This window comes from Thaumasiovibrio clandestinus (assembly GCF_047250365.1).
Lineage (GTDB): Bacteria > Pseudomonadota > Gammaproteobacteria > Enterobacterales > Vibrionaceae > Thaumasiovibrio.
Window position 1 is genome coordinate 80,976 of record NZ_JBLBVL010000005.1, and the last position, 18,959, is coordinate 99,934.

Annotated in this window: 17 protein-coding genes; 14 read left to right on the plus strand and 3 right to left on the minus strand. The window is 40.4% G+C overall.

Going from position 1 to position 18,959, the window contains the following annotated elements:
- Positions 1 to 359 precede the first annotated feature (359 nt).
- The 9 genes from galU (at position 360) to ACKLNH_RS09300 (ending at position 10,127) form a co-directional block, all read left to right on the plus strand.
- Positions 360 to 1,256 carry a UTP--glucose-1-phosphate uridylyltransferase GalU gene (gene galU / locus ACKLNH_RS09260; protein WP_413111973.1) on the plus strand — a complete coding sequence of 299 codons (897 nt, stop codon included), beginning with the start codon at positions 360 to 362 and terminating at the stop codon, positions 1,254 to 1,256.
- Between the two features lie 365 nt (positions 1,257 to 1,621).
- Positions 1,622 to 2,680: a CDP-glycerol glycerophosphotransferase family protein gene (locus tag ACKLNH_RS09265; RefSeq protein ID WP_413111974.1), complete on the plus strand. Its 1,059-nt coding sequence runs from the start codon at positions 1,622 to 1,624 to the stop codon at positions 2,678 to 2,680.
- Positions 2,677 to 3,801 carry a glycosyltransferase family 4 protein gene (locus ACKLNH_RS09270; RefSeq protein ID WP_413111975.1) on the plus strand — a complete coding sequence of 375 codons (1,125 nt, stop codon included), beginning with the start codon at positions 2,677 to 2,679 and terminating at the stop codon, positions 3,799 to 3,801. The genes ACKLNH_RS09265 and ACKLNH_RS09270 overlap by 4 nt, the downstream gene beginning before the upstream one ends.
- 3 nt (positions 3,802 to 3,804) lie before the next feature.
- Positions 3,805 to 4,200: an FAD synthase family protein gene (locus ACKLNH_RS09275; RefSeq protein WP_413111976.1), complete on the plus strand. Its 396-nt coding sequence runs from the start codon at positions 3,805 to 3,807 to the stop codon at positions 4,198 to 4,200.
- A gap of 8 nt (positions 4,201 to 4,208) precedes the next feature.
- Positions 4,209 to 4,979, plus strand: coding sequence for an ABC transporter permease (locus tag ACKLNH_RS09280; protein WP_413111977.1), 771 nt, complete (start codon positions 4,209 to 4,211; stop codon positions 4,977 to 4,979).
- The gene (locus ACKLNH_RS09285; protein ID WP_413111978.1) at positions 4,976 to 5,719 is read left to right on the plus strand and encodes an ABC transporter ATP-binding protein; all 744 of its coding nucleotides are present in this window, start codon (positions 4,976 to 4,978) and stop codon (positions 5,717 to 5,719) included. Before ACKLNH_RS09280 ends, ACKLNH_RS09285 begins: the two co-directional genes overlap by 4 nt.
- 5 nt (positions 5,720 to 5,724) lie before the next feature.
- Positions 5,725 to 6,672 (plus strand): glycosyltransferase family 2 protein, encoded by a 948-nt coding sequence (locus ACKLNH_RS09290; protein WP_413111979.1) that lies wholly within the window; start codon positions 5,725 to 5,727, stop codon positions 6,670 to 6,672.
- Positions 6,673 to 6,679: 7 nt separating this feature from the next.
- Positions 6,680 to 8,881, plus strand: a complete 2,202-nt coding sequence (locus ACKLNH_RS09295) for a bifunctional glycosyltransferase/CDP-glycerol:glycerophosphate glycerophosphotransferase (protein WP_413111980.1) — start codon at positions 6,680 to 6,682, stop codon at positions 8,879 to 8,881.
- On the plus strand, positions 8,862 to 10,127 hold the full coding sequence (locus tag ACKLNH_RS09300) for a glycosyltransferase (RefSeq protein WP_413111981.1): 1,266 nt from the start codon (positions 8,862 to 8,864) through the stop codon (positions 10,125 to 10,127). Before ACKLNH_RS09295 ends, ACKLNH_RS09300 begins: the two co-directional genes overlap by 20 nt.
- Positions 10,128 to 10,237: 110 nt before the next feature.
- Here ACKLNH_RS09300 and ACKLNH_RS09305 read toward each other — a convergent pair whose 3' ends face one another.
- On the minus strand, positions 10,238 to 12,109 hold the full coding sequence (locus tag ACKLNH_RS09305; RefSeq protein WP_413111982.1) for a polysaccharide biosynthesis protein: 1,872 nt from the start codon (positions 12,107 to 12,109) through the stop codon (positions 10,238 to 10,240).
- Between the two features lie 131 nt (positions 12,110 to 12,240).
- Here ACKLNH_RS09305 and ACKLNH_RS09310 point away from each other — a divergent pair, with 131 nt between their 5' ends.
- The 3 genes from ACKLNH_RS09310 to ACKLNH_RS09320 all read left to right on the plus strand — a co-directional run bounded on the left by ACKLNH_RS09310 (position 12,241) and on the right by ACKLNH_RS09320 (position 15,059).
- Complete coding sequence (locus tag ACKLNH_RS09310; RefSeq protein WP_413111983.1) at positions 12,241 to 13,161, plus strand: NAD-dependent epimerase/dehydratase family protein; 921 nt, start codon at positions 12,241 to 12,243, stop codon at positions 13,159 to 13,161.
- Positions 13,162 to 13,260: 99 nt separating this feature from the next.
- On the plus strand, positions 13,261 to 13,815 hold the full coding sequence (locus ACKLNH_RS09315; protein WP_413111984.1) for a sugar transferase: 555 nt from the start codon (positions 13,261 to 13,263) through the stop codon (positions 13,813 to 13,815).
- Between the two features lie 77 nt (positions 13,816 to 13,892).
- The gene (locus tag ACKLNH_RS09320; RefSeq protein WP_413111985.1) at positions 13,893 to 15,059 is read left to right on the plus strand and encodes a nucleotide sugar dehydrogenase; all 1,167 of its coding nucleotides are present in this window, start codon (positions 13,893 to 13,895) and stop codon (positions 15,057 to 15,059) included.
- 63 nt (positions 15,060 to 15,122) lie between these two features.
- On the opposite strand, the gene ACKLNH_RS09325 is transcribed toward ACKLNH_RS09320, so the two are convergent.
- On the minus strand, positions 15,123 to 15,278 hold the full coding sequence (locus ACKLNH_RS09325) for a hypothetical protein (protein WP_413111986.1): 156 nt from the start codon (positions 15,276 to 15,278) through the stop codon (positions 15,123 to 15,125).
- Positions 15,279 to 15,869: 591 nt separating this feature from the next.
- Here ACKLNH_RS09325 and ACKLNH_RS09330 point away from each other — a divergent pair.
- Together ACKLNH_RS09330 and galE are read left to right on the plus strand one after the other, a co-directional pair.
- The gene (locus ACKLNH_RS09330) at positions 15,870 to 17,231 is read left to right on the plus strand and encodes an MBL fold metallo-hydrolase (protein ID WP_413111987.1); all 1,362 of its coding nucleotides are present in this window, start codon (positions 15,870 to 15,872) and stop codon (positions 17,229 to 17,231) included.
- A gap of 97 nt (positions 17,232 to 17,328) precedes the next feature.
- Positions 17,329 to 18,345, plus strand: coding sequence for a UDP-glucose 4-epimerase GalE (galE, locus tag ACKLNH_RS09335; protein WP_413111988.1), 1,017 nt, complete (start codon positions 17,329 to 17,331; stop codon positions 18,343 to 18,345).
- A gap of 121 nt (positions 18,346 to 18,466) precedes the next feature.
- Here galE and ACKLNH_RS09340 read toward each other — a convergent pair whose 3' ends face one another.
- Complete coding sequence (locus ACKLNH_RS09340) at positions 18,467 to 18,814, minus strand: RidA family protein (RefSeq protein WP_413111989.1); 348 nt, start codon at positions 18,812 to 18,814, stop codon at positions 18,467 to 18,469.
- Between the last annotated feature and the right edge of the window lie 145 nt (positions 18,815 to 18,959).

Genomic DNA, 18,959 nt, shown 5'->3' on the forward strand with positions numbered 1-18,959 from the left:
TTGTAAGCTTACTTTTTGTTCCCACATTTTCCTGAACTATAGGTTTTCGATGCGTTAATGCGGATAAATCCTAGAGCATGTTAATAAGCGAGGTATGTCAGGATTTTTCCACTTTCCTCAGTTATGGAGCTCGTTATCAAAAAGTGATATGCAATACATGGAAAGCGTTGTGGGATTAGAGCATGTCTCGGCTGACAAATAGCGCAGTAGAAGTTACTATAGGAGACAAATAGTGACAAATTTTAAGATAAGAAATTTTACTTCTGTGATGGATATTTTTCCCTCGTCACTGATTGAGTTTTATTAAATATATTCATACAGATTTGCTACATGGTTGTTGTTTTTAAATTAGGATTACTATGAGAAAGATCACGAAAGCCGTCATTCCAGTGGCAGGCTTGGGTACGCGCATGCTTCCAGCAACTAAAGCAATCCCTAAAGAAATGTTGCCATTAGTTGATAAACCACTTATCCAGTATATTGTCAATGAATGTGTAGCGGCAGGGATCAAGGAAATTGTTTTGGTCACGCATTCCTCAAAAAATGCGATTGAGAACCACTTTGACACATCGTATGAGCTTGAAGCGACGCTGGAGCAACGTGTGAAGCGCCAGTTGCTTGATGAGGTGCAATCTATTTGTCCAAAAGATGTGACGATTATGCACGTCCGGCAAAGTCATGCCAAAGGGCTAGGGCATGCAGTATTATGCGCTAAACCGTTGGTAGGCGATTCGCCATTTGCTGTTGTATTACCAGACGTAATTCTTGATGAGTATACTGCCAACCAACGTTGTGAAAACTTAGCGGCAATGTTAGATCGTTTTGAGCAAACGCAAACAAGTCAAATTATGGTTGAGCCCGTACCTCTGCAAGAGGTATCTAAGTATGGTGTCGTTGATTGCGCTGGTGAACAATTATCAGGTGGACAGTCACATGTTATGACGGCAATGGTTGAAAAACCGTCGATTGAAGAGGCCCCTTCAAATCTTGCAGTAGTCGGTCGTTATGTTTTATCCTCAGCTATCTGGGATAAGTTGTCTGCAACCCCTCCTGGTGCTGGGGATGAAATACAGCTTACAGATGCAATTGATATGCTAATGCGCGACGAGACAGTAGAAGCATTTCACATGACAGGTAAGTCACATGACTGTGGTGATAAGCTTGGTTACCTAAAGGCATTTGTTGAATATGGTTTGCGTCATGAAGGGTTAGGAACAGAGTTCGCCTCCTATTTAAAAGGCTTAGAGAATAAGTAGAATCTAGTAGTTAAGCCCTTCTAACTTTAACGTTAGAGATATAGAGTGGTGGCTGCTGTTGGTCACCACTTGATACACGTAGCGCCGTTATATCTATCACACTCTATACTTATTCATAGATCTTAGTATTGATTAGTGTATTTAATAAAAAATTAACATATATCATATTTGTCCTTCATATGCTATGATCCCTGTTGATTTTTAATCAACAGGGAATTTTCTGGCGTTAAGCATATTGATGTATATATTTGTTATGTTCCATGCCAATTTAATTTATTATTAATATGTTAGGTCTTTTTCACAATAAATATTGGCGCTTTTGTTTTCAGTTATCAAAAGCGATATTAACGTACCCAGTGGGATTATTGCTTAAATTTGTACCTAAAAGCCAACAAGTTTGGATTTTTGGCAATGTTTATGGCTACAAAGATAATGCTTGCTATGTATACGAATATCTTGTTGAAAACAAAGATACTACCATTCGCCCTATCTGGATTAACAAGAGCAAAAAAGCAACAGCGTTAGGTGAAAACTATTATTGCTACAGCCTAAAAGGCCTTTACTATCAATCTCGAGCCGCGGTCGCTGTGCTCACAACAGGAATGAACGATGGTGCGAGCTTTGCGCTATCCGGAGCACTGAAAGTTCAGTTATGGCATGGAATTCCAATTAAGAAGCTGTTGTTGGATTCCAATGAGGCATCACCTTTTCCCAACAGATTAACAAGATTAAACAAACTATTCATGTTTATTCTAAAAATGAGGCTTTCAAAATACAGCCTTGTTATCGCTGCCGATAAGAAAAATCAACTGTGCTTGTCGCAAGCGTTTGGTCTCCCCATTGATAGGGTAAAGGTGACAGGTCTTCCACGGCATGACGTTATATGGGCAAGCAGTAAGAGTCGATGTGTAGGTGCGCAGCAGAGAATATTATATGCACCGACATGGCATGGAAATATAAATGAGGCAAGGCAGTGGGTTTATGAGGTATTGACCTCTGGTTTACTTGCTTACTGTCATCAAAATCAAGTTAATATTGATGTTTCTATCCACCCACTAAATGGCTCCCTTCGAAAGGAGATCTCCGATCTCAAGGGTGTCTCTTTACTCGATTGCGAAGATATTAATAAGGTGTTAGGTGATTATGATTTGCTCATTACCGACTATTCCAGTATCGCTTTTGACTTTTCTGTATTAAATAGGCCTGTTGTTTTTTCCTGTGCAAAAATTCAAGGCTATGCGACAGAAAGAGGGATTTATGAAGACTATATTTCTATGCTAGATAAACAAAGTGTTACGGGGAGTCAATTGATTTTGAATATTGATGCGCTTTTGAATGGAAAACCGTTTGAACAGTTATATTCAGCGGTGTCAGTTGGGAGCGGCAGAGCGCGTACCGTTGAAGAAATTAAGAGGTTGTTATGAATCGATTGTTGTTCGCCATTAACGTGGGTTGGTATTACGACTTACATTGGAAGTCTAGGGTGCATTCATCGATGACGTCGAGTATGGAAACGCATTTATGTATGTCTAAGCCAACGGACGCGAATGAAGAAAACATGCATGAGATGTCATTAACACGCTCCTCGAAAGGGTTGTTTGACAATTTGAGAACATTGACCCAGGCCATATTTATATATAGAAAAGTTAAGCCAACGATTATCCATTCTGTCACAATTAAGCCTAACCTCATGTTTGGGCTTATTGCGTTGCTAACGAAAACGCCCATCCTTATCACTATCCCAGGTTTAGGGTCGATGTTTAGCCAAACAACCCTGTTGAGTCGTTCTGTTGCTACTGTTGTAATGTTCTTTTATCGAATTGTTGGTTTAAATACGAAAGCGGTATTTATTTTTGAGAACAGTCAAGATAAGCAGTTATTTTTAGACAAAAGCATCTGCAAAGCAAGTGACGCGGTGACGGTACCTGGTTCTGGCGTAAATCTTGCTGAGTATCAAGCTTCACCTATCACAACAGAAAAACAGCCACTTAAGCTTCTGTTTGCGGCGCGTTTGCTAGAAGGTAAAGGCTTGCGAGAGTTGCTTGAAACCGTAAAAGAGTTGAAGGCAGAAGGCGAGGATATTGAACTAAATGTTGCTGGTATTATTGATGACGACAGCAATGAATCTATTCCATTGCACGAAATTGAGACTTGGCATCGCGACGGCCATATCCGTTGGCTTGGGCAAGTTAATGAGGGGATGTGTCAAGTTATCGCTAGCAACGATGCGGTGGTTTTGCCTACGCGTTATGGTGAAGGGTTACCAAGAATATTGATTGAAGCTAATGCGTGTCGACGTGCGGTGATCACGACTGATATTGGTGGGTGCCGCGAGTTTATTCAGAATGGGAGAAATGGTATACTTGTCCCAGTTTGTGATGCAAGTGCTTTAAAAAAAGCCATTAGGCGATTGCTCGACCGTGAGTATTGCGCTGAGCTAGGAGCTTGGGGGAGAGAACGGGTCGAGGAAGCGTTTACCGATAAACATGTTGTTGATAGCTATACAAAAATTTATAACCGTCATTTGACAGACCTCAGTGAGTAAGCCATGCGAGTAATTACATTTGGAACGTTTGATGTGTTTCATATCGGACACGTTAATATTTTGGAAAGAGCCAAGGAGTTTGGTGAGCACCTTATAGTAGGTGTGTCAACTGACGCATTGAATTTCTCAAAAAAACAACGTTACCCTGTTTACAATGAGAATAGCCGTGCGCAAATAGTGAGTGCTATTCATTGCGTGAATGAGGTGTTTTTCGAAGAGTCGTTAGAGCTTAAAAGAGAGTACATCCTAACACACAAGGCTGACGTCTTAGTGATGGGGGATGACTGGGAAGGAAAGTTTGATGAGTTTTCTGATATTTGCAAGGTCGTTTATCTACCGCGGACTGCTGATATTTCTACAACAGAAATCATTAAAACTGTACGAGAATATGCAGAGTAAGTAAAATAATGGTCATAAAATCTCGTGAATTATCACGCAATTTGTATGTTCTCTATACACTGGCTCATCTGAAGCAAAAAGCGAATGTAAGAGGGACTGTTTTAGGGTATTTATGGTGGTTTATTGAACCACTAATGCTTATTGCATTATATAGTTACGTCGTTGGTGTCATTTTTGGAGACTCAGGCCCTGATCGTATTTTAATGATTGCGATAGGTGTGACTTTATGGAAGTGGTGGAGTACATCGTTAAGCTCTGCAACAACGTCATTTAAGCGATATAAAGGTATTGTCACTCAAGTGAAAATGCCTCTTCCTATCTTGCCAATATCGGAAGTCTTTGGTCAAACATACCTTTTTGTTTTTGGTTATGCTTTGTTGCAATTTATCTTGCTACTTATGGGATATGTTCCAAATGTTTTTGCATTAGTAATTACATTTATTGCTACGATCGCTGTTATTAGTAGTATGTCTTTAGCTTTGGCGATGCTTAATGTCTTTGTTAGAGATACAGCTTTTTTAGTTGGCTTTGGCTTGCGGATGCTATTTTATATTACACCCATTATCTACTCGATAGAACGAGTGCCAGAGCGGTATCATTGGCTTATTGATATTAACCCCTTAGCCCAATTAGTAGATCTTTTTAATCGAGCATTAATTTACCCTGAAACTGTTAACATTGTGACTAATTTTATTATTTTGGGGGGGGCATCATTGATTTTCATGGGGTTGCTATATCTATCTAAATCTTTGAGAACTCAAATTATTAGGAATGTATGATGCCTGATAGAAAAACCGTAGTTAAGCTAGAAAATGTATCATTAGAGTACTCTCAGGCTAAAAGTTACTCAATTAAAAAACTTTTCTTGTCAAAGCATGAACGTGAAAAAGTAATTAATGAATCAAACTCATTTCGCCGCTCTGCATTGAATAATGTGTCGCTGTCGTTTTATGAGGGCGACATTGTTGGCATTGTTGGCAGAAATGGTGCTGGTAAGTCTACATTATGTAAAGTTTTATCTGGTGTATTGGCTCCTACCTCAGGTAAGTTTTACTCTTCCGTGGAAATCGGTGCTTTGTTGACGTTAAACTCGTTTTTTAGTCAAGAGCTAAGCGGCATGGATAACATTTATCTTGCCGGAGCATTGCTAGGAAAGAACAAGCAAGAAATAGAGGCTGAAATAGATGGCATCATAGAGTTCTCTGAGCTAGGAGAGTCCATCAGCAAGCCAGTAGAAACATACTCGAGTGGCATGGTTTCTCGTTTGGCGTTTTCTATCGCCACTTCGTTTAGAAGTGATATATTGATTATAGATGAAGTTTTGAGCGTGGGCGATAAGTATTTTAGACAGAAGTGCTTAAAACGAATGGAAGAGATTATCACAGAATCAAGATTGATTATTATCGTTTCTCACTCTGATAGCGATATAAGAAAGATGTGTAATCGAGCCGTTTATCTTGAGAAAGGGCAGGTTGTAATTGACGACTCAGTAGAGCGCGTTTTAAATAAGTATGGGTGATCAGTGTGACTATTAAGTTTTCAATAATTATTCCAACGTTTAACGTGTATAATGAAATTGCCGAGTGTATTGACTCTTTATATAATCAAACTTTTACTAATTTTGAAGTTATTGTTGTTGATGATAATTCAAAAGATGGCACTTCTGAGTTATTAAATAAACTGTCTTTAAAGTATGGATTTAAGGTTCATTACCTAGAACTTAGTTTAGGGCCAGGAAATGCTAGAAACAAAGGTGTAGAGCATGCCCAAGGTGATTACATTATATTTGTTGATGGGGATGATAAACTTTCACCAGGCTTGCTAAGTGGTATATCACAGTTAGACAGTGAACTTATAATTTATGACTTTGTACGTTTCTGGTCCGAGGCTGAAGTAAAAGAAAATAAAAATAAAAATATATTAAGTAATAACGAAAGTTTGCTGATCAATACTATTGAAGATAAAATATGTCTTTTTGATAATTTTCAAGTTTGTTGGAATAAAGCTTATAAAAGAGAGTTCTATCTTCGTGAAGGGCTGAGATTTGAACGCGGTTATTATGAAGATATATCATTTAACTACCAAGCGATACTGATGGCTAAATCAATTTCTACTCTTCCATTTGTCGGTTACTGGTATCGTCAAAGGATTGGAAGCGTTTTAAACTCTAAAAGTAACAACCATGTAGATGTTATATTCCAATACGATTTGGTGTATAAGTTATTTTCAACGCTAGACTTTGATGCCAGAGGGAAAACAAGACGTAAGATTGACAAAGTCTTTATTGAACATGTATTTAATATACTATTTAGGCAAAAAAACAGATTTAATAGTACAACAAGAAATGAGATTATTTCTGGGTTTTTACAGGTTTGCAGGACATATGGAGTCAACTGTTATTTTAAATTGAGTATTATTGTAAAGTATTTATTGGTTAGAGTTCTTTATATAATGAAAATATTTTTAAGGTGATGATTTTATGGGGAATGCAAATTCATTAGTTAGTATAATTATTCCCTGCTATAATGCAGAGCATACAATTGAATGGACCATAAGGTCCGTGACCACTCAGACGTATAAAAACGTCGAAGTTATCTGTATTGATGACTGTAGTACTGATGCTACATATTTAAAGTTGCAAGAACTAGCGACTATTGACAGCAGAGTAAAAGTTTTTAAAAATGATAGAAACTGTGGCCAAGGAGAAACTAGAAATAATGGAATTTCTTTTGCTACAGGAACTTACATTTCATTTTTAGATGCAGATGACTATTTTGAGCCTAATTTTATTGAACGATTGCTTTATGCATCATTAGAGAATGATGCGGACATATCACAATGTGCAGTTCGGTACATATTTAATGACCGTAACTACATTACTGGATCTCCTGATGGAATCATTTCAGGTGAGCATTGCTCATACCGTATAGATTTAAATGACGGTCTCCCATATTTAACTCCTCAAGTTTGGAATAAATTGTATAAAATAAATCTGTTTGATCAGGTTAGGTTCAAAGCAATCTTCTTGGAAGATGCAGAGATAATGACATATATAGCTAAACAATGTAATAAAATTGTTTGTATCAGCTCGACGCATTATCACTATAATAAAAGATTTTCTGTTCAGACGGGTAATGTTCGAAGAGACATCGAACGGCTACCATATTTCTTTAATTCCATAATAGAGTCTATTAAACCTTTTGTTACAACTGAGTTTATATCTTTGCTGAATAAGTGGGGCTCAAATTCTCCGCGTTGCTCTAAAGCGAATACTGTTAATTTTCTAAATACACTAGTTAGCACCAAGGACTTGTATTCTTCAACAGACGTAAATAAAATTCAGGAAATTTTCGAAGAGTTTGTTAATGACCTTTATTCTCAAATTCCTGAAAGTAAACAAAGGGAATATAATCAGGAATTTGACTTTTTCAGAAAAAAGATGAAGTTCAAATCTAAAAATAAACATAAGTCATTTCTAATTTTAATGTTTAGGAAGATAATTCTTGGTTCAATGGAACGTTCAATGCCATTTATTGATCGTGTAGTTTCAAAAAATGATAATGAATGGTTGTTTACAACATGGGCTCGACATCCTAGTCATACAGTGGATAATCCTAGAGCTATATTTGAATCGGTTAAACATGATAATGCAATAAAAAAAGTTGTTATTTTAAATAGTAATAAAGCTGTCGAACCTGACTTGGTTAATAATGTCGTATTTTATCCACTGCATTCCTTAAAGGGAATGCTCGCTATGATGCGTGCAGGTAAAATATACACGGGGTATAGCTTGCATGCTATATTTGGATATCGTAAATTGAGCAACATTAAGTCCCGTAAAATAATACAACTTTGGCATGGTATACCAATAAAGAAAGTTGGTTTAGCTGTTTCTCCAGGGCTGGAAAATCATTGGTCATTAGAATGTCAACGTTATAATTTTACGATTGCTAACTCAGATGATGATAAAGTTGTAATGGAGCGTAGTTTCTTTCCGGACTCGCCCCAAATGGTTAAGTTAACGGGCTTACCTCGTCATGATTTTTTGGTGATCAAGGAAGAGTCTTTACCGGAAGATTACAAAAAAGACACATTGTCTTTACGCTCGCGTTTAAATGGCAAGAGATTATTCTTATATGCACCTACGTGGCGTTTTAAACACGAAATGTCAACTTTTATCAATTATCAACAACTTGTCCAGTTAGATGAATTATTTCGAGCGCATAATGCAGTGTTAGGGATTCGGGCTCACTCAAATATGATGCGCGATGATGCTGGTAACATGTTTATTTCGGATAATGTTATTTATTTGAATGATTATCCAGATGTTAATATAGTTATGCGAGAGGTTAATGCTTTAATTACAGATTACTCAAGTTTGTATCTTGATTTTATGATGCAAGATAAGCCTGTTTTACTGTACACTCCAGATATTGATCGTTATAAATCCAATCGTGGATTTAATTATACAGCAACTGAGTTTATTCCGCATAGTTTCTCTATTCAAAGTTTTGATGAACTTTTTGATAGAATTGGTAGTGTATTGAAAGATGAATATACTATTGATGAACAGTATCGTTATGTTAAGAAAAAATTCAGTAAATTTGGTGCTGACGGTAAAAGTGCTATACGTGTTTTAGAATCCATGGAGTATTGTGCAAATGAAAGTAATAATATATAGCCAGTATTGGCAGAAAGGTGGGATAGAGAAGCTCGTTCAATATATGACCGAAAACTTTCCTAGTGATTATAGTTTTAGTATTATTACTGAGGATGTTCCCGACCCTGTTAATCAGTATGTATTACCAAAAGATACTCGCGTTTTCTTTCAATCTTTTAAACCATTCACGCCGAAGAATCTAACTAAGTTACGTACACTTATTGAGTCTATAGACCCTGATGTAGTTATCGCAATGGGTTCAAATCGCTCTTTATATAAAGTATCCCGGGCATGTATTGGAACGCCATATCCAGTAATTATATCTGAACATAATTCAGACAAAGAGATTGCGAGATCATTGTATAATAATGTTGATTTTTTGAACGCTATTCGAAACTCAGCAGACTTGAATCATGTGATATTTCAAAGTTTTGCCCATGCATATCCTTTAGAAGAAAAGGTTCGTGCTATTTCTAACCCTATATTGGAATCTAGCTACAAGTCAGATGTTAGAGATAAAGAAAAAAATATTATTGTAAATGTTGCTCGTTATCACTTAGAACAAAAACAACAGGATGTGCTGGTTCGAGCATTCTCTTTGGTTGCAAAGAAGTACCCTAATTGGGAACTGCATCTATATGGAGGTGATTGGTTTGGCGGAAAAAATAAGGTTGAATCGCTCGTAAAAGATCTTGACTTAGTTTCACAAGTTTACGTAAATGATGCTATTGATAATGTTGAAGAAGTTCTTGCTTCCGCAGATATCTTTGCATTTCCTTCTGCTTTTGAGGGTTTCGGTTTAGTTGTCGGTGAAGCTATGTCTGTCGGTGTTCCAGTTGTTGCATATTCTAATTGTGAGGGTGTGAACCAGCTTGTTCGTAATAAGTATAATGGTCTTCTTGTGGACTCCCACCTTAAAGATTGCGATAAATTTTCGAAGGCACTCGATGAACTAATGGGTAATGAGTCGAAACGCCTAGAGTATTCAAATAATGCCGTTGAAATTGTAAAAGATTTTTCACTCAATAAATTTATTTTTGAGTGGAAAAATCTCATAGATGAAGCATCATCTTTGAAAGGAAAAAATAAGCTGCTTAATCTTTCTGAAATAGAAATTCATTATATGGACTTGGTTGTGTCAGGACTATTGTTTGATCGAGCATATGCAAATAAATCAAGAAACAGTATTGAGAGTAAACTAAGAGAACTCATTCGAAAATATAAGCTACAGAAATTGGCGCGATATGTTTATCAAAAGATAAAGTAATCGCTTCGGAGTTGAGCATACAATAGGAATTTTTGAAAACTAATTTGATCTCGAGATTACTCTAGATGAGAGAGGGGCGCTAATATTTTGCTCCCCTCTGCTCAGGTTAACTATACTGTCGGCGCATAGCCTGTTGGCGTGTCTAAAAGTAGCTGCTTTATCGCCTCGTAATCATGTTCGCGGCAATGTTGATCAAGTTCCCGCATGATTTGCTCCATTTCTTGCCATGTTAGTTTTTTCTCTAATGCTGTCATTATTTTAGAGTGGCAAGTGCCTTCGACGTTTTCTCCAATGAGCAATTCTTCGTACAGCTTTTCACCAGGGCGTAGTCCCGTGTATTCAATGTTAATAACATTTTTATTACCGTTATTTTGTGTTGACTCATTATCTTCAAAGCCCAACAGGTGAATCATTCGTTTCGCTAATTCGATGATTTTTACGGGTTCTCCCATATCCAGCACGAAAACTTGACCGTTGCTGGCAATAGCACTCGCTTGAATAACTAGCTGCGCGGCCTCAGGGATGAGCATGAAGTAACGTGTGATATCTGGATGAGTGACAGTAACTGGTCCGCCTTCTTTTATCTGTTTTTTGAAAAGTGGCACCACTGAGCCTGATGACCCCAGTACGTTACCAAACCGAACCATGGTAAAAATTGTCTCGTGGCTTTTGTCTGCTAGTGCCTGTAGTACTAACTCAGCCATTCTTTTTGATGCACCCATTATATTGGTTGGTCGAACGGCTTTGTCTGTTGATACCAGTGTGAAATGTTCAACGTTACAGTTTATAGCTGCTCTAGCGGTATTGAGTGTACCAAAAACATTATTGCGAATGCCTTCAATGATATTGTCTTCGACAATTGGTACGTGCTTGTATGCCGCTGCATGGAAAACCGTATTGACTTTATGTGCACACATTAAATGCTCGAGACGAGATTGATTTTGCACACTTCCCAGCGAACTGACTAACGTGATGTTGAACTTATTTTTCGTGATGTACTGGCGAACTTCTTGGTCAATTTTGTAAAGGTTATATTCATTTAGCTCAAATAGAACCAGTCTTTTTGGCGCTAGGCGGATGATTTGACGACATAACTCTGAACCAATAGAGCCTCCTGCGCCAGTAACAAGCACCGTTTTATCAGCGATGTTTTGTTCCATTAGACTATGGTCTGGCTCTACTGGGCTTCTTCCTAATAGGTCGGCCACATCTAAGTCTTTTATTTCTGTGATAGAAGCTTTACCTGCGGCAATATCTTCTACGGAGGGCACTGATTGGATTTCAATCGGGAGTTCTGACAATCGATTGACGAGCTCTAAACGTTGTTTACCTTTTATATTGTTAATAGCAATTAGTACTTTAACTGGGTTGTATAGGGCGGAAAGTGCTTCGAACTCGCTACTATGGTGAACGCGTAAGCCATTAATAATCTGTTTTGCTTTTGTAATATCGTCATCGAGGATAACTACGGGATGATACTCTTTCCCATTGATCAATGAGTAAGCTAATTCTCGCCCCGTTGCGCCCGCACCATAAATGAAGACATTGGGTTTTTTACGGCGGTGATAATGGTAGTAGAGGGTTCGTATTAGAATCCTTGGTCCACCAAGAAGTAGCATAGCGATGCTTGAGTAAATGATAGGGACACTGCGGGGAATAAAAGTCTGAAAGAAAAAGCCCGACAAAGCGAGACCCAAAGCAGAAAGCATAACAGCAAAAAGAATGTTACCCATTGCTGGTAAGGTCATGTAACGCAGTACCGCACGGTACATGCCTAGCTTTACAAAAGTAAATAGCGAGACAGACAAGGTGACTAAGAAGCTGGCGGTTTCGCGTACACCAATATCTATAACCCAATCACTGAGACGTAAACTCATTGCGATGTAAAGTGATGTGAGAATAGCAATTATATCGTAGACAATTGTTACTACTCTTTTGGTCTTTCGCTTGGATTGAAAAAACGGTTTGATTAGTGCTTTCATGTTAGAATTCTGTTTGATACATCGCGGTTAGTGTACGCGATTTAGGGTTAGTTGTAATCACAAGTGGCTGTTAAGTGTTTACGATTTAAGCAAGTCGTGACGTGTGCCGATGTTAGATGAGGATAAAATAGTTGAATGTAGTCGTTACTGGAGCTAGCGGGTTTGTTGGATCTGCGTTAATGCGTTTTTTGGCTGCCAAGCAAGATGTCTTCGTTCTGGGCACGGCTAGGAGTGTGTTACCGGACACTAAAGCATTTTTGTCTTTGGATTTTTCCCAACCATTTGATGTAACACAGTCACTGCAAGGTACTGATATTGTTGTTCACTGTGCGGCGTTGGTACATAACATGACGCATGGGCTCAGTCTGGCTGATTATCAGAAAATTAATACTGATGCGACACTCTGTTTGTTAAGGCAAGCTGAAGCTGCGGGTGTTAAGCGGTTTGTGTTTCTAAGTAGTATTAAAGTGAATGGTGAATATACTGAATTAGGTGATCGTTTTACTGAATCGGTAACGGTACCGCCGACAGATCCTTATGGGTTAAGTAAGTATCAAGCTGAGTTGACACTACTTGAGTTTGCACGACATCACCGGATTGATGTGACAATTATTCGCCCACCACTTGTTTATGGCCCAGGTGTTAAAGCAAACTTCAAAAAGCTATGTACTTCGGTTAAACGAGGCATTCCATTGCCGTTTGGTATGGTCAATAATTTACGTAGCCTTGTGTACATTGGTAATTTGGTTGATTTTATTTGGTGTTGCATTAATCATCCTCGAGCTGCCAATCAGACTTTTCTAATTTCAGACGACCACGATGTTTCGACGGCCGAGCTATGCCAATGTTTGGCGAAATCCTATCGTAAGCACGCTTTTCTGCTACCCATACCAGAGAGGGGGATCCGGTGGCTTTGTTCGTTATTAGGTAAACGCTCAATCGCTATGCGGATATGCGGTTCGCTTGTTGTTGATATTTCGAAAGCAAAGAGTGATTTAGGCTGGGTCCCACCTTATAAGTTTGAAGAAGGGATCCACGCGACAACTGTCTAGGACTAGCATGATCTAGGCTGGCTATTCATGGTAACATTTATTGTCGCATTTCCCTGCTAATTAGCAGGGCTCATTTACTCTGGAATAAAGAAGTTTAGTGTGTTGTATAGAATTATTGATATTGTCCTTGCGTTGCTAGGTTTGGTACTTTTAGCGCCGATATTGTTGTTGGTTTATCTCATTGGCCTTTTCGATACGGGTTCACCACTGTTTTTGCAACAACGCGTAGGCAAACATCAACAACCGTTTATTTTGGTGAAGTTTCGAACCATGGCACTTGAGACACAATCGGTTGCTACGCATCTTGCCGATCATCAGTCAGTCACCCGCTTTGGGGCCTTTTTACGAAAGAGTAAGCTCGATGAGTTACCCCAACTCATCAATGTCCTGAAAGGTGAAATGAGCTTAGTTGGACCGCGCCCATGCTTGTTTAATCAGAATGAGCTAGTCAATTTGCGCCAAGAGAATGGTATTTTCGATGTACTACCGGGTATTACAGGACTAGGGCAGGTTGAGAAAGTGGACATGTCGACGCCAAAGGTACTCGTGAGCTTAGAAAAGAAGATGTTAGATGAGTTAAGCCTAAGTGCTTATTTTCGTTATATCTTGCAAACCGTGGTTGGCAAAGGATCTGGAGATCGTATTAAACGATAATTACATCGCGGTTGAGACATTTTTTTCATTTATCCCTGCTACGCTTGCTATAGGCTCGTTGATATAGGGATTGTGAGATGAAAATAGCTGTTGCAGGAACAGGGTATGTTGGGCTTTCAAATGCCATTTTGCTGGCCCAGCATCATGACGTGATTGCCGTCGATGTCGTGGAAGAAAAGGTACGACAAATTAATGATCGCGTCTCACCGATTATTGATGCCGATATTGAGGAGTACTTGCAGCGCGGTGCATTGACACTAACAGCAACATTGGATGCGAAGGCGGCGTATGAGGCCGCGGAGTTGGTGATTATTGCAACACCTACTGATTATGATCCTGTCACAAATTTCTTCAATACTGATTCTGTAGAATCGGTGATAAAAGAGGTCATCGCGGTTAACCCTAAAGCGTTAATGGTGATTAAATCTACGGTTCCAGTCGGCTTTACCGAGAGAATCAGTACGGGATTGTGCTGCGACAATATTCTCTTTTCACCTGAGTTCTTGCGTGAAGGTAAAGCGTTATACGATAACCTCTATCCATCGCGTATTATTGTGGGCGAGAAAAGCGAAAGGGCAGAGCGCTTTGCGCAGCTATTGCTTGAAGGTGCGTGTAAAAAAGAGGTGCCGATTCTCTATACTCATTCAACTGAAGCTGAAGCGGTGAAGCTTTTTTCCAATACCTATTTGGCCATGCGTGTTGCCTATTTCAACGAATTAGATACGTACGCTGCGACACATGGCTTATGTTCACGTCAAATCATAGAAGGCGTTGGCTTAGATCCGCGTATTGGTTGTCATTATAATAATCCGTCTTTTGGTTATGGTGGCTATTGTCTACCTAAGGACACAAAGCAGTTGCTAGCCAACTATGATTATGTGCCAAACAACTTAATCAATGCCATTGTCGAAGCAAATAAAACACGTAAGGACTTTATTGCCTATTCCATATTGAAAAGGCAGCCTAAGGTTGTGGGCATTTATCGTTTGGTAATGAAGGCCAATTCAGATAACTTTCGTTCATCGAGTATTCAAGGGGTCATGAAGAGGATAAAAGCGAAAGGAGTCGAGGTTATCGTTTATGAGCCTGTCATTAAAGATGCGTTGTTCTTTAATTCACGCGTCGTTACTGACTTTAATGAGTTTAAGGCACAAGCTGATGTGATTGTTTCTAATCGCATGGTGGATGAATTGAACGATGTCTCTGATAAAGTATTTACTCGCGATCTATTTGGAACGGATTAATTCTTGGTTATAGGTATATTTTAGGTACAGATAAGTAAGCAGTTTCTAGCTGAAACTGCGTGACTAATTGGCGAACCGACCCTGCCTACGCTCTTGTTTTGCGGTTTTATCGTAGGTTTCTAGTTTATCAAGATATAGCGCAAACTTTATACCACGCAGGAATATAGCGTCTAACAGAGTGTCAATATACATTGCGCATTGCACTTTGTGTCTGTTCATAACATCTCCTTACCGTGCGACTTAACTAACTTGTTGCTATGTTAAGTATTGTCCACTATATGGATAAAGAACAGCTAAGTTTGTCAGAAACAAGAGGTTAGTCATCTTTCTTTATATTCTCATTAATTACGGTGTTGCACTATGCCTGTGAGGTTTATTATGTGTTAACTCGGTTATTAGGCAGCGCGTTGGTAATGATCTTGTCTAGGTTTATATATTTATGCGGTAATTTGGATCGGGGTGTTATTATTCTTTTTGTAATTAAATGAGCAATGTTTATTTAAGTAATGGGCGACTTTGTCGTCAAAGAAATGACGCACAAGTCAATGTGTGTTTTATATAGTCCGCGGATTATGACTAGACAGGTATTCATTTTCTTGCGCGTTTGATATAGCTACGCAGTATATACTGTTGCGCAAGGTTGATTGTTGTTTTCTTTAAAGGCACTACTTTTTGACACTTTTGGGCTAGGCGTCAATTTTTTGAACATAATTGTGTGAACTGCGCCGAGCTGCTGAATAAACTACTCATATAATGTTCATTAGCGGTCAATAATTAACGTTGTTTGAATATTTATAGCGGAAATTATGGATGAACGTTATTCATCATGGTGCATCAGACGGGGTGACAGGATCGTGCCACGAGCTGGTTGACGGGCAGTGCCGGATTTTGGTTGATTGCGGTATCTATCAAGGGGAAGAGCGCCCTCATTCGCTAGATGTCGACTTTGATGTTAAATCGTTACAAGCCCTTCTTATTACACATGCGCATATCGATCATATAGGACGCATTCCTTGGCTGTTGGCCGCTGGCTACTATGGGCCAATTTATGCGAGCGAAGCGACGGCGCAACTTATTCCTATTATGCTTGATGATGGTTTAAAGATTCAATTAGGGCTAAATCGCCACCAACGAGCGCGCTTTTTGGATGTGGTGCGAGCGCGAATTCGCCCCATTCCTTATGGCTGTTGGGTGCAGCTGGCGCAGGTTATTGGCCCGCCGGTTAAGTTTCGCTTTCAACCAGCCGGGCATATTCTTGGCTCGAGCATTATTGAAGTTGAGCTGGGCAGTGGGCAGCGGGTTGTGTTTAGTGGCGATGTTGGTCGCTACAACTCATCGCTGCTGCCCGATCCGGCAGTGATACCTTGCGCAGACTTATTAGTGTTAGAGTCAACCTATGGCGATAAAACGCACGATCAAGCGGCGGAGCGCGAGCAGGTGCTACGTCAGATGGTCGAGCGTTCACTCGAAAATGGCGGGGCGATTTTAATTCCAGCGTTTAGTGTTGGTAGAACGCAAGAGATCCTGTTTGACTTGGAAAATATTATCGCGTCAACCCCCTTAAATGGGCGTTGGCATGAGCTACCGATTGTGGTCGATTCGCCATTGGCGGATAAAGTGACGAGTCAATATCAACAATATCAGCGCTTATGGAGCAAAGAAGCCAAAGAACGCCTAGACGCACACCGTCAACCCATGGCATTCGAAAGTTTGGCGCGTATCGCTTCTCACGAGCAGCATCTAACATTGGTACAGCGCTTGTTGTCTACCAATGAGCCAGTGATTGTGATCGCGTCCAGTGGCATGTGTACAGGTGGGCGTATTATGAATTATTTAAAAGCATTGCTGCCAGTTCGTGAAACCGATGTGGTGCTAGCGGGCTATCAGGCGCGGGGCACGCTCGGAGCGCAGTTGCAGTCAGGCTGTGAGCAGGTCGAGATAGACGGCGAACAAATCGCAGTTAATGCGGCAGTGCATACACTGGGTGGTTATTCAGCACATGCAGATGCGGATGATTTGGTAAAATTTGTCGGTAACATGACGCAATTGCCCGGCAAAGTGCGCTTGGTACACGGTGAAGAGCATGCACAACGCGGTTTAGCTAGTCGGCTGCAACATGCTTTTTCCGGACTGAGTGTTGAGTTGGGGTGTGAGAGTGTTAAAGGGATGTGAGTGTTAAATTAGCTAGAGATGCCTACACAAAAAGACTAACATTCAGTAGGTACAGTTTGAGTTGCCTTTAAAGCAACGCGTTATTTAAGGTTAGGTGATGACGATTTTAGTAACAGGTGGGGCCGGGTATATTGGCTCACACACAGTTTTGCAACTGTTAGAACAGGACACCAATGTTGTCGTTTTGGACAACTTGTCCAATGCGTCTGAGTGTTCATTGCAGCGAGTAACCCAAATCACTGGGCGAGAGCCTGCTTTTATCGAAGGGGACATTCTTGATCGTGCCGTACTTCGACAGATTTTTGCAGAGCATGATATTGATGCGGTTATTCACTTTGCGGGCTTAAAAGCCGTCGGGGAATCGGTAGCAAAACCCTTGGCTTACTATCAGAACAATGTAACGGGTTCTGCAACACTGGTAGAAGAGATGCAGCGTGCCGGGGTGTTTAAATTGGTATTTAGCTCTTCAGCAACCGTGTATGGCGATCCAGCATCGGTACCAATTCGGGAAGATTTTCCTGTTGGTGGTACCACTAACCCTTACGGTACGTCTAAATTGATGGTCGAGCAGATCTTGCGTGATGTCGTGGCGTCAGACCCGCGCTTTGCGGTGGTGATTTTGCGTTACTTTAATCCCGTTGGCGCGCATGAGTCGGGATTAATTGGCGAAGATCCAAACGGAATACCGAACAATTTATTGCCCTATATTTCGCAGGTAGCGATTGGCAAGCTAGCAAAGCTGTCAGTTTTTGGTGATGACTACCCAACCCAAGATGGCACCGGCGTGCGCGACTATATTCATGTTGTCGACTTGGCAGAAGGGCATTTAAAGGCCTTGCAGCGCATTGCCAGCGACAAAGGGGTCTTTACCTATAACTTAGGGACGGGGAATGGCTATTCAGTGCTAGAGATGGTGCAGGCCTTTGAAGCGGCAGCGGATGTGCCAGTTCCTTATGCTATCGCGCCTCGCCGCCCTGGTGATATTGCGGAATGTTATGCAGACCCAGCCTTAGCAGCACAAGAACTTAAGTGGACGGCTTCACGTGGATTAGTTGAGATGATGGTCGACACGTGGCGCTGGCAAAGTCAGAATCCAAATGGCTACCCAGAGTGATCGGCTACTCAGAGTAATAGGCAACTAAGGCGACCCAATCACGATGTCACCTTTAAATTAGCGCCGCATTTAAATTAACGTTGCGGTAGCGCCTTATCGGCGGCTACCGCGACGTTATTGCTTACTTCTCAGCAGCAACAACAGATATCTCAACCAATAACGCTTCACGGGCCATGCTGGCTTGAACACATGCACGTGCCGGCGCGTGACCTTCCGGAACCCAAGCGTCCCAAACCGCGTTCATCGCAGCAAAGTCTGCCATATCTTTGATGTAAATGGTCGCAGATAGCATGTGCTCGCGATCGCTGCCCGCTTGCAACAGAAGCGAGTCTACTTTATCCAGCATAGTTTGGGTTTGGTGAGTAATGTCTTGTGTGGCATCCGCGCAAACTTGGCCACAAAGATAGATAGTGCCGTTGTGTTTAACAATGCGGCTCATACGTTGTTTGGTTTCTTGACGTTCAATCATAATTGACTCTTTTTTGTTGTCGGGTAGATTACTACCAGTCGCTGATGGGTGAGCTCGCGATCCAATTTTCCGGTCGTGAGCTCAATCCAGTAAAATTGCTTATTGTCCCTTTTACACGACTTAGCACGTGTTCACTTGCGCATTT